Annotated in this window: 15 protein-coding genes; 9 read left to right on the forward strand and 6 right to left on the reverse strand. The window is 39.3% G+C overall.

Annotation, left to right across the window (positions count from 1 at the left end; all coding sequences use genetic code 11):
• Window positions 1–93 precede the first annotated feature (93 nt).
• Together QUB80_RS20915 and QUB80_RS20920 are read left to right on the forward strand one after the other, a co-directional pair.
• Window positions 94–879 carry a DUF1350 family protein gene (locus tag QUB80_RS20915; protein WP_289791434.1) on the forward strand — a complete coding sequence of 262 codons (786 nt, stop codon included), beginning with the start codon at window positions 94–96 and terminating at the stop codon, window positions 877–879.
• A 171-nt stretch (window positions 880–1,050) separates the two neighbouring features.
• On the forward strand, window positions 1,051–2,175 hold the full coding sequence (locus tag QUB80_RS20920) for a PP2C family protein-serine/threonine phosphatase (RefSeq protein WP_289791435.1): 1,125 nt from the start codon (window positions 1,051–1,053) through the stop codon (window positions 2,173–2,175).
• A 98-nt stretch (window positions 2,176–2,273) separates the two neighbouring features.
• On the opposite strand, the gene QUB80_RS20925 is transcribed toward QUB80_RS20920, so the two are convergent.
• On the reverse strand, window positions 2,274–2,603 hold the full coding sequence (locus QUB80_RS20925) for an STAS domain-containing protein (protein ID WP_289791436.1): 330 nt from the start codon (window positions 2,601–2,603) through the stop codon (window positions 2,274–2,276).
• Window positions 2,604–3,879: 1,276 nt separating this feature from the next.
• Here QUB80_RS20925 and QUB80_RS20930 point away from each other — a divergent pair.
• On the forward strand, window positions 3,880–4,611 hold the full coding sequence (locus QUB80_RS20930; protein ID WP_289791437.1) for an acyltransferase: 732 nt from the start codon (window positions 3,880–3,882) through the stop codon (window positions 4,609–4,611).
• Here QUB80_RS20930 and grpE read toward each other — a convergent pair.
• From grpE to QUB80_RS20945, 3 genes are all read right to left on the reverse strand, one after another.
• Window positions 4,608–5,270, reverse strand: a complete 663-nt coding sequence (gene grpE, locus QUB80_RS20935) for a nucleotide exchange factor GrpE (RefSeq protein WP_289791438.1) — start codon at window positions 5,268–5,270, stop codon at window positions 4,608–4,610. The two genes, QUB80_RS20930 and grpE, sit on opposite strands and share 4 nt — an antisense overlap.
• Before the next feature lie 114 nt (window positions 5,271–5,384).
• Complete coding sequence (locus QUB80_RS20940) at window positions 5,385–5,879, reverse strand: Dps family protein (RefSeq protein ID WP_289791439.1); 495 nt, start codon at window positions 5,877–5,879, stop codon at window positions 5,385–5,387.
• Window positions 5,880–5,991: 112 nt separating this feature from the next.
• Window positions 5,992–6,255, reverse strand: coding sequence for a ParB N-terminal domain-containing protein (locus QUB80_RS20945; protein ID WP_016876500.1), 264 nt, complete (start codon window positions 6,253–6,255; stop codon window positions 5,992–5,994).
• Between the two features lie 121 nt (window positions 6,256–6,376).
• Between QUB80_RS20945 and QUB80_RS20950 the strand changes: the two genes are divergently transcribed.
• A complete protein-coding gene (locus tag QUB80_RS20950) occupies window positions 6,377–8,191 on the forward strand; it encodes a SpoIID/LytB domain-containing protein (protein WP_289791440.1) in 1,815 nt (604 codons plus the stop codon).
• Window positions 8,188–8,385 carry a hypothetical protein gene (locus QUB80_RS20955; RefSeq protein WP_289791441.1) on the forward strand — a complete coding sequence of 66 codons (198 nt, stop codon included), beginning with the start codon at window positions 8,188–8,190 and terminating at the stop codon, window positions 8,383–8,385. Before QUB80_RS20950 ends, QUB80_RS20955 begins: the two co-directional genes overlap by 4 nt.
• Window positions 8,386–8,580: 195 nt before the next feature.
• On the opposite strand, the gene QUB80_RS20960 is transcribed toward QUB80_RS20955, so the two are convergent.
• Complete coding sequence (locus QUB80_RS20960) at window positions 8,581–8,880, reverse strand: ferredoxin (protein ID WP_289791484.1); 300 nt, start codon at window positions 8,878–8,880, stop codon at window positions 8,581–8,583.
• 379 nt (window positions 8,881–9,259) lie between these two features.
• Between QUB80_RS20960 and QUB80_RS20965 the strand changes: the two genes are divergently transcribed.
• Genes QUB80_RS20965 through map form a run of 3 tightly spaced genes read left to right on the forward strand, consistent with a single transcriptional unit; the run spans window position 9,260 to window position 11,589 of the window.
• A complete protein-coding gene (locus tag QUB80_RS20965) occupies window positions 9,260–10,240 on the forward strand; it encodes a Gfo/Idh/MocA family protein (protein WP_289791442.1) in 981 nt (326 codons plus the stop codon).
• 50 nt (window positions 10,241–10,290) lie between these two features.
• Window positions 10,291–10,764 (forward strand): GNAT family N-acetyltransferase, encoded by a 474-nt coding sequence (locus QUB80_RS20970; RefSeq protein ID WP_276752531.1) that lies wholly within the window; start codon window positions 10,291–10,293, stop codon window positions 10,762–10,764.
• Window positions 10,765–10,812: 48 nt separating this feature from the next.
• Window positions 10,813–11,589, forward strand: a complete 777-nt coding sequence (gene map, locus QUB80_RS20975) for a type I methionyl aminopeptidase (RefSeq protein ID WP_289791443.1) — start codon at window positions 10,813–10,815, stop codon at window positions 11,587–11,589.
• 165 nt (window positions 11,590–11,754) lie between these two features.
• On the opposite strand, the gene QUB80_RS20980 is transcribed toward map, so the two are convergent.
• Window positions 11,755–12,375, reverse strand: coding sequence for an antibiotic biosynthesis monooxygenase family protein (locus tag QUB80_RS20980; protein WP_289791444.1), 621 nt, complete (start codon window positions 12,373–12,375; stop codon window positions 11,755–11,757).
• Window positions 12,376–12,450: 75 nt separating this feature from the next.
• On the opposite strand from QUB80_RS20980, the gene QUB80_RS20985 reads away from it, so the two are divergent.
• Window positions 12,451–12,606, forward strand: coding sequence for a hypothetical protein (locus QUB80_RS20985; protein WP_289791445.1), 156 nt, complete (start codon window positions 12,451–12,453; stop codon window positions 12,604–12,606).
• The last annotated feature ends 211 nt before the right edge of the window (window positions 12,607–12,817 follow it).

Here is a 12,817-nt window from a genome sequence, read left to right on the forward strand (position 1 = left end):
ACGTCTATTTAGCTAACATCAGAGTTAGGCGTAAAGCCTGGTTTAACATAAAAAAGTATTAATTCACCAATTACAACTGCGATCGCCCCTCTAATGGATTGGAAAGAAATCTCTGGTAACTGGGTGTTACTTCCCCAAAAACCTATCGGTATCATTCATTTTTTAGGGGGTGCATTTGTCGCCACTGCACCTCACATCACTTACCGTTTATTACTGGAAAATACAGCAGAAAAAGGTTTTGTGGTTATTGCCACGCCGTTTGTGAATACTCTAGATCATGCGGCGATCGCAAAACAAGTTCTTCTTAACTTTGAACGTGTCTTAGTACGCTTAGAAGATAGAGGCTTATTAAGCAAAGGCTACCTCCCCATTTATGGCATCGGGCATAGTATGGGATGCAAACTCCATTTACTCATCGGTAGTTTGTTTCCTGTAGAACGTGCTGGTAATATTCTCATTTCTTTTAACAACTACGCTGCCCGTGATGCTATTCCCTTAGTAGAACAGTTAAATTCTAATTTTCAGTTTAATGCTAATCTTACTGTTGAGTTCACCCCTTCACCACTAGAAACCACTAAACTTGTGCAGGAGCGGTACAATATTCGTCGTAACCTGCTCATCAAATTTACTAATGATACTATCGATCAGTCAGCAGCTTTAACTGAACTGCTAGAACAGCGCTTTCCAGGTATGGTAACAGCGCAAACACTTCCAGGTAATCATCTCACACCTCTAGGACAAGATGTTAAATGGCAACCAGGCAAGGAATTTAACCCCTTAGATGCGATCGGGCAATGGTTCAAACAAGAAATGTACCGAGATTTGCATCAACTCAAACGCACTATACTTTTTTGGCTCAATCCCCTGTCACCCTTATAATTAGCTTTTTGTTTACATTTATACTAAATTTGGGCAAAGTAGATTGATAGACAGTTAACAAATTACTTCTAGCAGCCAATAAGATTACCTGTGGAATTCTAGCTTCCGCTCGTTTATTTACACTTTGGCTGATAAAGGTAATCTTTGAAATTATAAGCACACCTATCTCTTATGTTTCAAATTTTAGTAATTGATGATGATCCTGCAGTACAGATTCTCTTAAAAAGAATGCTGGAAAAACAGGGTTATGAGGTAGTAGGTGCTAGTAATGGTGAGGAAGGGATAAAACAAGCACTAATCTGTCATCCTGCACTGATAATTTGCGATTGGATCATGCCAGGGATGAATGGGTTAGAAGTTTGCCAGTGTATTAAGGCAAACCCAGAGTTGTCTACTACATTCTTTATTCTTTTAACATCCTTATATTCAGTTGCCGATCGCGTCAAGGGCTTAGATGCAGGTGCAGATGATTTTATTACTAAACCCATAGAACATAATGAACTGCAAGCGCGGGTGAGAGCAGGATTGCGTCTACACCAGCTAAGTCGAGATTTACAAATCCAAAAGCAAATTTTAGAAGCTGAATTGGAGGAAGCAGCCGAATATGTACGTTCGCTCTTACCTCCACCCATGACAGAGCCTTTGAGAATCGATTTTCGCTTCATTCCCTCACGTCAACTTGGTGGTGATTGTTTTGATTACTACTGGCTCGATTCTAATTATCTAGCAATATATTTGCTGGATACTGCCGGACATGGGCTGAGAGCAACTCTCCCTTCTATTTCTGTTTTGAATTTACTCCGCTCTCGTGCTCTTAAAAACTTAAATTACTATCAACCCAGTGAGGTACTCAGAGCATTAAATGACACATTCCAAATTAATTATCAAAATGACAAATATTTTACTATTTGGTACGGAGTTTATAACCGTATTAAGCATCAACTTGTTTATTCTACTGCTGGACATCCACCCGCAATATTAACAACAGCTAAATCAACTGATATCACCAAGGCAAAACTTCTAAGAACTCCTGGTATTCCCATTGGAATGTTTCCACAGGTAAAATATGTGGATGGTTTCTGCGATATCGAAAAAGATAGCACCCTCTATATTTTTAGTGATGGTGCTTATGAAATTGCTAAACCAGATGGTATGCTTTGGGGTTTGGAAAATTTTGTGAAGATGGTTGTTAATAGTAATTACCATCTCGATCAAATCATAAATCAGTTAACTGCATTGAAACAACAAGAATCTTTTGATGATGATTTATCTATACTACAATTAAAATTTCATTAGTTACGTATCTTTCAAATATAATTAAATATTAGTCTAAAATAATTAGACAAAATCTTCTAATTTGACATTGCTTAAATATAACTTTTATATCTTCATGCTTATTCACTTTTAAATACTTCCGCACTCTTAAATTCATCTTGATCGGTAAAAATCTCAAAGACTTTATCCATACCAGTTAACTCAAATAATATTCTCACCTGCTCATTCATAGAACATACTACTAATTTACTCTCTACTGCCCGCAAAGTTTTAAAAGCCAACACAAGAGCACCAAGTCCAGAACTATCCATAAATGTTACGTCTTCCAAATCAACTAATATAATCTTTGCCCCACTTTTTAGAGTTTCGGCAATTTTTTCCCGAAATTCCTGTGACTTTGTAGAGTCTAAAATTCCACTTGGCTTAACTATTCCTACTTGAACCATCATATAATTTCAGTAATGTTTATTGTCATCGAGAATGTTCTAAATCTAGAATTATATCCTATTTCCAATTATTTATGACAATTATGCATTTTATAAATTAATAAATTATTTAGTAATTTAGTAATAAATTCAGTAGCAAATAATAATTGAGATTAATTTAGCTTCTTCACTAAGGTATCTAGATGCTGCTATGTGCAGCGATGAATTAGGCGATCGCTCTCAACAGACAGAGGTAATTTACCCACAAAAGAGTAATTCTAATATTTAGATTAAGTTTGAAGTTATGAAACATTTTTCAATTTGTGTTATTTATTTTGAGTTATTAAATTTACACCTCGTTCAGATGAACATAACCTAACTTAAAATCCTGTAAAAAGCGACTTTTAATCCTATGTACTGCTTATTGCCATATATTACAACAGCTAATAGCCACTGTGTAATTTACACGTCTGCCTCTTTGAGTCTATGTATGGGTAAATTAAATAACTAAACAATTAGTATTATTACTTACACAATTTGCCATGTCTTTTTTAAAAATTTATTTTTTTTATTTCAACTTTACTATCTCTTAACAAAATTATCGCACTGCTTTCCTCTAAGATTATATGGATACATTATTCGTATAACTATAAGAAAGCTGTCCATAATACAATATATTTAGACTTGTGCATCATGACTACAGCAGCAAACTCCACAAATAGGCTGCTAGGGGGCCGTTACAGCAACCGAGGAAGTATTTACTTGTTTGCTCCAATGGTTGACTTCAACATAATGGCTGAAGTTGGAGAGACTCCCCCTTAAATTGATGTACTTTTACTCGGTTAAAATTTTCATAAGTGATTCAACAATTGTATATCAATAAGAGTGTGAGGAGATTTTACTCCCTACTTGGTACAGCTTGAATAGATGTAGCTGAATTAATTAACTCTTTTGCTTGTTGACAACAGAATATTAAAATGACAAATCTATCAAACTTTTACTTAACAAAAGTTGCAAGTAAATTGTTTGTTGTCTGATTATTCAGAGTGAAACTTTGTAAGTGACTAGGTCAAATATAATCGTCTCAACCATGAAATTAACCAAATTTTGACATATTTTGGTTTGTATAGAGTTGATAATTCTGACTACTAGTGCTTATTTTTCTTGATTTACCAAGGTTATTAAGCTTTTTGCTGCCAAAAATCAAAAATTGCGATATGTCATTTCTAAAAGCAAGCTAAAGTTAATAACTTTTCAGAACTCTTTTCAAGAAATATAGTTAGCTGAGAGTTATACAAAGATGAATAGAAATAGCCAAAAATACCCTTCCAAGTGGCAACGAGTTCAAGAAACTATTTTATTTAATTTGTCAAAGGGTATACCAACAAGTATAGGTGTAAAATTAAGAAATTTACTTTACCGTAATATTTTTGCCAAAATTGGTAAATCTGTTCGTATCCAATATGGAGTAGAATTTATCGAACCTAGCTGTATTGAAATCGGTAACAATGTGGCAATTTTTCGAGGTGTTAATATCAACGCCAACGGACACCAAAATAACAAAATTTATCTAGCAGATGGAGTTGTTATTGATTATGGTGTTGACATTAGATCATTAATAAACACGTCTATCTACATAGATAAAGATACTTTCATCGGCCCTTACGTATGTATGGCTGGGCCTGGAAATATTAAAATAGGTAAAAACTGTCTAATTGCATCCCATACGGGCATATTTGCTAATAATCATATTTATTCAGATCCAACCCAATCTATTGAATCTCAAGGCGTAACTTGCCAAGGTATTGTGATTGAAGATGATTGTTGGCTAGGTTCTGGGGTAAAAGTCTTAGATGGTGTCACCATTGGTAAAGGTAGTGTTATTGGTGCCGGTTCTGTTGTTACAAAAGATATCCCTGCCTTCTCTATTGCTGTGGGTGTGCCTGCACGAGTAATCAAAAGCCGTAAGGCAAAGGAATTTATTGACTCTCGATTACAAGGCATCGGGGGAGAGCGACAACCATCTTCTTAATTTTTGTGGGGACTCACCTTAGCTCTATATAACAACTTGTCACCTTGACGATAACCTGTGTAACGCACCTTAACAATTTCTCCTGGTTGCACATCTCCATCCATTAATTGGTGAAATTGAGGATCGTAGGGTAATTCTGATCCTACAGGTGCGATCGCTTCTATTTGCCAGTGCTGTAGAAGTTTTTCCAAAGGTTTTTGCACCAGAGGAACTATGTTAATCGCACTTAACTGTGGATTCTCTCGTGCTTTGTGAGCGGCAGTAGGAAATTGTAATAACAAAGATTCCAGCAGTTGTAAACTTGACTGCTGGAACTGTTGCTGCAAAACTAAGTGCTGTTGCTCTAGTTGTAATTGCAAGCGATCGTATTCATTTCTTAAATCTGTGATTTGTCCTAACAAATCCTGATTTTGTGTAACTTTTGCTTCTATTAACTCTTGGCGAGAAAAAGTTGCCACTAATTCCTGCAATGACACTTGTAGCACTTGCGATAATTTTAGCAGCACATCCACTCGCATTTGCTCCACTCCAAATCGTCGCAACCGCAAAACTTGACGTTCTGAAACGCCAGCAGCACCACTCAAGGCTTTAAAACTAGAAATACCCACTTGCTGCATCAATTTTTGCAACTTTGGAGTGAAATCATTATTATCAGGCATAGGAGTTAGAGGTCAGAGGCTAGAGGCTAGGAGATAGAGGCTAGAGGGTAGAAATAGCGAATTCTGAATAAATCTAAAATCCTTCTAATCCCTAGTCCCTAGTCCCTAATTTTTTTATTCTTCCAGCAAACTTCTCAACATCCAAGCAGTCTTCTCATGTACTTGCATCCGTTGAGTTAATAAGTCGGCAGTGGGTTCGTCGTTTACCTCCTCTACAACAGGGAATATGGAGCGTGCAGTGCGTACAACAGCTTCTTGCCCTTCTACTAGGAGGCGAATCATGTCTGTAGCTTTGGGAACTCCTGGTGTTTCTGGGATGGAGCTAAGTTTGACAAATTCACTGTAGGTTCCCGGTGCTGGATAACCAAGTGCTCTAATCCGTTCGGCAACTAAATCTACTGCTAATGCTAACTCTGTGTACTGTTGCTCAAACATCAAGTGTAACGTTTGAAACATCGGCCCCGTGACGTTCCAATGAAAGTTATGAGTTTTCAGATACAGAGTGTAGGTGTCAGCCAACAAACGAGATAATCCCTCAGCAATTTTTGCTCTGCTAGCTTCGTCAATACCAATATCAACAGGTAAAGATGTTTTGGTTTGAGCTTGCATATGATTCTCCAAAATTAGTTAATAGTCATTAGTTAGTGGATAGTGGTTAGTGGTTAGTAGTTCTCCCTCTCTCCCACTCTCCGTGTCTCCACCTCCCCGTGTCCCCACCGCCTCAGGCTAGATGCCGCATCAAAACGCTTTTGGGAGCTTTACGAACTCTAGCTAAGATTGTTTCTTTGCCTAAACGTTGGCAGGCTTCATAACGATGACATCCAGAAAACCCATAATATTGTCCATCCACTTCTAAGACATCGATTGGCTCTTGCTGCCCAATCTCGCGAATAGATTCCATCAAAAATTCTACTTTCTGGGGATCGTTTTGACGTGGTAAAGGGCGTCTAATTTGATTTAAAGGAATTTCTTGGACTTTTACCATAAACTGTTTATTTAACTTGTCACATCTAAATAAATCATACTCATTATGACTTCACTTTGCAACTGCTTTTTATAAAAGGATTATAAGGATTTATGATGTTGCCAAAACAATTGGCTAACTAATGCCACAAAACAATTACACTACAAAGAAAATTTGTCGTCCCACCCAAGGCGGCACTGCCAGCAGAATCAAGTTAATTGCTATGAAAATCTCGCTCTGGCGTCGTTCCTACACTGTAATGACAACATTTTGTTTATTGGGGTTAACAGCTGCGTCTCGCCCTGAAATGAGTACGGACGTAGAATTGCGGGTTGGAATCGTACAGCGATTTGGAGATAACCCCAAAGAACAGCTACAAATAGAACCCACTCAAGGCGATCGCTTGCGGGTGGAGTTTCTCAAAGGTAATCAACAGCAAACCCTAGTCACCACCAATCCCATTAAACTGGAGGTGATCATGCAACCCTTAGCACAACCAAAAATTGAAGAACAGGTGGTGCTAGGAACCTATCGCACTTATGAAATTGCCGAAGATAGCGCCCAAAAATTCCGTGCTCAAGGCATAGAAGTGGAAATAGCTCAACCGGAGCGTTGGCAAGTGTGGGCAAAACGGGATGTTTATAATACTCCTTTGCTGCGCCGTTTGCTGTTAGAGAGCGTGCGAGCCAACAATAATAAAATGGCATATGTTGATACTCAAGTTCTGCAACAGGTACCAAAAGTCAATTGGATCATCGATGGTAAACGTTATAGTCGCGATCGCCTAGAAATTAGCAGTAACAAAAACTTAATTCGGGTAAAAAAAAGCAATAAACCAGAGAATACTCGTTTATATCCAGGACGTATACAATTACAGCCAAATGCCTACGGTACTTTTACTCTAGTTAATGAAGTACCTTTAGAAACCTACCTGCGCGGAGTAGTACCATACGAAATTGGTACAACTGCCCCAAAAGCAGCACTGGAAGTACAAGCAATTATTGCCCGCACATATGCCCTGAGGAATTTACGGAGATTTGCAATAGATGAGTATCAATTATGTGCAGATACTCACTGCCAGGTATATTATGGGCTTGCAGGAGTAACAGCCGAAACGGATCGGGCAATCAGGGCGACGCGGAGTATGGTACTTACCTACAATAACGAGCTAATAGATGCTTTATATTCATCTACCACTGGTGGTATTACAGCTTCCTTCAGTGATGTTTGGAATGGTGAGGATCGTCCTTACCTACAACCCGTGGTGGATGCTCCTGACAATATTTGGAACTTGGCTACACAAAATTTAGCTGAGGAAAATAACTTTCGGCAGTTTATTAACTTAAGCAAAGGATTCAATGAAAGTGGATGGGATGTATTCCGTTGGCGCAGGGAAAGCAAAATAGAAGATATTGCCAAGGGATTGCAGAAATTTCTCAAGGTTAAGAAAAGCCCCTATGCCGACTTTAAAACTATTAAAAGTATGAACATAGTAGAACGTAGCAGGAGTGGACGTATCCTCAAACTAGCTGTTGATACTGATATAGGCACATTTTACTTACATAAAGACGAGGTTCGCAGTGCCTTTTTCGCTCCTGTAAGCACGCTATTTTACCTGGAACCCTTAAGCAAATCAGATAAGGACAAATCAGACAAAGATAAATTAGATAAGGACAAATCAGACAAAGACAAATTAGATAAGGACAAATTAGACAACAGCAAATCAGACAATGACAAATCAGACAAAGACAAATCGGAACTATGGGGATATGCCTTTGTTGGCGGCGGACTTGGACATGGAGTAGGCTTGAGCCAAACTGGTGCTCAAAATTTAGCTAAACTAGGTTGGTCAAGTGCAAAAATACTTGAGTTTTACTATCCTGAAACTCAAATTAAAGTTCTCAACAATACTATCAAGCTAGACTCCTACGGGCAATTGCTGACAACGAGAGAATGAAAAGTCTTATTCCTTCTGCCACGCCAGATGCTAAAACGCGCTTAACCCGACGCCAGGTGACGCCAGTCGCTACAACGCGCTTAACCCGCGCAACGCGCTGGCTCCTTTATGCCGGGGAACCCGTCCACCGCACTGGCTCCGCAAGGGCGCAGTGGCTCCTCTGCCACCTGCCTTCTACTTATGCCACACTATAAAATAAGTCAATAAAGCAGGAACACGACTAATTGTGTTCCTGCCTCTGACTAAAAAGTAAACATTCTGCCAAATTCTGTTTTAAGAGCAGACACAAAAGAGGAAAATTTTTCTCTAACCGTGCTGCTTTTTTTCTTTCACTATCTCTACAGCATTGATAATCGCTGCTGGAGACAGACGTGTAAGGTGTTTGAGCTTTAGTAGAGTTCTTCTTCTTTGTGGGTTTCGATGGTACAGTCAGAAGTCGGGTAAGCAACGCAGGTTAAAACATATCCAGCTTCTATTTGATCGTCATCCAAGAATGACTGATCACCTTGATCGATGGTACCAGATTTGATTTTACCAGCACAGGTAGAGCAAGCGCCTGCGCGGCAAGAGTAGGGCAAATCTAGGCCAGCTTCTTCAGCAGCATCTAGAATGTATGTGTCGTCGTCAACTTCGATTGTTTGATTCAGCCCTTCAGCGTCGTTAATTAGTGTAACTTTATAAGTTGCCATGTAGTAGTCCTCTCTTTCACAAACGGCAGTATAAGTTATCCTAAAGCAAGCTAAACGGCTTACCTTGTGCAAGTAGCCGCCTGTTAAATTTTGCTTCACTTTTGATACTACGGGAAAAATAAAAAGATGTAACCGGAAATCGACCGCGATTAGTAATGAAATTTGGTTAGGTAATATTAATAATATTTTCTTATACAAAAATGCGTCTATTGGCCAATGTATTAGATAAGTTTATACCTACCAAAGTTCAGTCAAATATATAAAAAAACAAATCCACATACCAATAAAATGGATTGTATTTTTATGACTTAGTGCAAAAGCGCTGTGATCAAAACAAATTACTTTGCCTTTCAAGGCAAGCTGTATAAAATTGGCGAAAATGGAGAAAGCAAAACTGCGGGTGGGTTTGGTTGGTACTGGGTATGCAGCAAAGTTAAGAGCAGAAGCCTTGCTGCGTGATGAGCGATCGCACTTAGTTGCTGTTGTTGGGCATAAACCAGAAAAAACAGAAGCCTTTGCTAAGGACTTTCAGTGTTCTGTTATAAGTTCTTGGCAAGAATTAGTAGCAACAAATCAAATAGATCTAATTGTGATTTGCACTGTTAACCAAGATCATGGTGCGATCGCTAAAACCGCACTTTCCTACGGTAAACACGTAATAGTTGAGTATCCTCTATCTCTAGACATAGCAGAAGCTGAAGAACTGCTCGCCTTAGCCAAGATACAAAACAAACTCCTTCACATCGAGCATATTGAGCTTTTAGGCGGGCTGCATCAAGCCTTAAAGCAACACTTACCACAAGTTGGTCATGTATTTTACGTCCGCTACAACACTATTAAACCTGAGTACCCAGCACCTCGGAAATGGACTTACAACCACAACCTTTTCGGCTTTCCAATGATGGCTGCTCTGTCTCGCTTACATCGTCTTACAGATTTGTTTGGTAAAGTCTTGACCGTTAACTGCCATCATCGATTTTGGGCAACCCAAACAGATTATTACCAAAGCTGTTTTTGTGTCACTCAACTATCTTTTAGTAGTGGATTGTTAGCACAAGTAATATATGCAAAAGGCGAAACTCTCTGGCAAGCAGAACGCAGGTTTGAAGTTCACGGTGAAAGTGGTGGATTAATTTTTGATGGTGAGACAGGAGTTTTAGTGAAGGCAGGAGAAAGCACGCCAATAGAGGTTGGTAGTCGTCGGGGGTTGTTTGCAAAAGATACAACTATGGTGTTAGACCATCTTTTTCATGGTACTCCCTTGTACGTTACCCCAGAAGAAAGCTTGTATACCCTCAAAGTTGCAGATGCAGCAAGGCGTTCTGCCGAAACAGGATTGACTATAGTAGTTGAAGATTAGTTATCAGTCACCCCAGCATCAAAATGGGGAATAAACTGCTGAGGGAAATCATGGAGATTAATCTTAGAGAAATTAATCAGGATAACTGGAAAGAATGCATTCGCCTCAAAACTACTGAAGAACAAGAAAAGTTTGTAGCTTCCAATCTTTATTCACTGGCCGAATCCAAGTTTTATCCATCTAGTGTTGCGTTTGGTATTTATCATAATGAAACTATTATCGGCTTTATTATGTATGACCGGATGGATAGTGGTTATCAAAACAGTGGTTACTTCATCTGGCGCTTTATGATTGATAAAAATCATCAAGGAAAGGGATATGGCAAAGCTGCAATGCAAGCAGTGATAAAATTACTTCAGCAAAAGCCAGACTGTAAAGAAATTTTGATTGGCTACAAACCGGAAAATATAGTGGCCGAAAAACTGTATCTCAGCTTAGGCTTTCAGAAGACAGGTTTAATCGAGCATGGAGATGTCCTTGTATATCTTCCGTTAGAGCCATCAAAGGACATGATAGCAAAGTAACAAAACCCAACCCCCCATACATATAGCCAATTTTGTAAATAAAATTTCATGAACAAACAACAAACAATTGTTATTTTATCCAAAAGAGAATTAGATAAAATGCGTAAGGCTGGACGCTTGGCAGCCGAACTTTTAAACTATCTCGAACCGATGGTAAAGCCAGGAGTTAGCACTCTTGAGTTAAATGATGAAGCAGAACGGTGGACGCAGGCGCATGGAGCCAAAAGCGCACCACTTGGCTACAAAGGTTATCCCAAATCAATTTGCACTAGCATCAACGAAGTAGTTTGTCATGGTATTCCCAATGCCAAGCAGATTCTCAAAGATGGCGACATCATTAATATCGACGTGACACTGATTGTAGATGGTTATCACGGTGATACATCTAAAACGTTTTTTGTCGGAACTCCTTCCCCAGTTGCGAAAAAGCTAGTGGAAGTCACAGAGGAATGTCGTAGAAGGGGTATTGCAGAGGTTCAGCCTGGGGCAAGAATTGGAGACATTGGTGCTGCAATTCAAGAATATGCTGAAGCACAAGGCTTTTCTGTGGTACGAGATTTTGTTGGACACGGCATCAGTAACATTTTCCATACTGCACCAGATATCCCTCACTACGGTACGCGCGGTAAAGGCAGAGTTCTCAGACCTGGTATGGTATTTACGATTGAGCCGATGATTAACGAAGGTACTTGGGAAGTCGAAGTTCTAGATGATGGGTGGACTGCTGTAACACACGATCGCAAACTGTCGGCACAATTTGAGCATACCATAGCTGTTACTGATGATGGCGTAGAAATTCTGACACTGCGGGAAGGGGAAATTTAACGATCAAATTATGTCAACACGACTAGGCGAAGCATAAAACTTGGCAGCATAACACGATTCAATGGTAGTTGAGGTATGAGGAAAGAACTTATCACCACAATCAACATACTCAGTAGGCAATTTGGCTCAAGCATAATTGTGTCCTTCTTCCGTTGCCATGAAGTGTCAGCTGGCTGACGCAACGTGAACAACATTGTATAGATGGAACTCATTGCGGGCTAGCCCCTCCCAATAGGGCTTGTCCGGGTTGAACCCTGGTTGCTTGAGAATTGCTTCAAATGCCTCCTTGCTTTCCCACTGACCATAATTAAACATCCGCGTTCCATCTAAACTACGGTGAAATGTTGCAGAAATTAGCCCTGGCGCATCATTCATAGCCCGATCTAGTTCAACCGTTGTCCGCTTCACCATTTCTGGTTGGTTTGCTGGCATCATGCGAAATTCTGCCAGATGTGTAATGCGATCACCTGCACTAATCTCAACTTCTGTTGTTCTCGATTTGCTTGCCGACACTTCTAACTGCAACGAGTCTGGTGGAAAAAACTCTCTGAACACCACTGGACGCTGCAAACTGCGATGATCAAACTTGGGTTGCCACTGACTGTAGGTGAAGACACGAACCCCATCTAAACTTTGATGCACACTAGCTGATACAAAGTAGGCGTTGGACTTCCAGGATTGGATTTGCTCTTTGATAGCATTCACTAATCCTGATTGATGCCGCTCTGCAACTGTGTACAAATCTAATCCAACGAGCGCGTTATTTAACCGATCAATCTGAACCATAAGCACTCCTCAATATTTGTCGGTTTGCTTGTTCTGATTTGATGTTAAACACCAACGAATAACCTAGCAACTGAGTTGTGCCGCGCTAACACTGATCGCCCCCAATCTCCTTTGACATTATATGTCTTCGATTTTAGAGCATTGCCATTGCAACATGGAATTCGAGTGCGATCGCATTCTCTCAAAGGCGAAGCCACAATATTCAAACCCAGTAGTATCTTTAACCATTAGCTTTTAACCCATACTTAATTGCAGCCTAAGTTTTAATTTTTTATTAAATACATCTACCCAAAGATAGGTATTTTATATAAATTCAATATATTTAGGTAAAGTAAAGGTTAAGTCATTGCAAAGTTGTTAATCTTTAATTAACCTTAGCTTAATCATTTATGCTATTTATGCTAATGTGTTTAAGTACCAAAAGTTATGTTTCAACTAACAA

Origin of the sequence: Chlorogloeopsis sp. ULAP01 (assembly GCF_030381805.1) — a bacterium.
GTDB lineage: Bacteria > Cyanobacteriota > Cyanobacteriia > Cyanobacteriales > Nostocaceae > Chlorogloeopsis.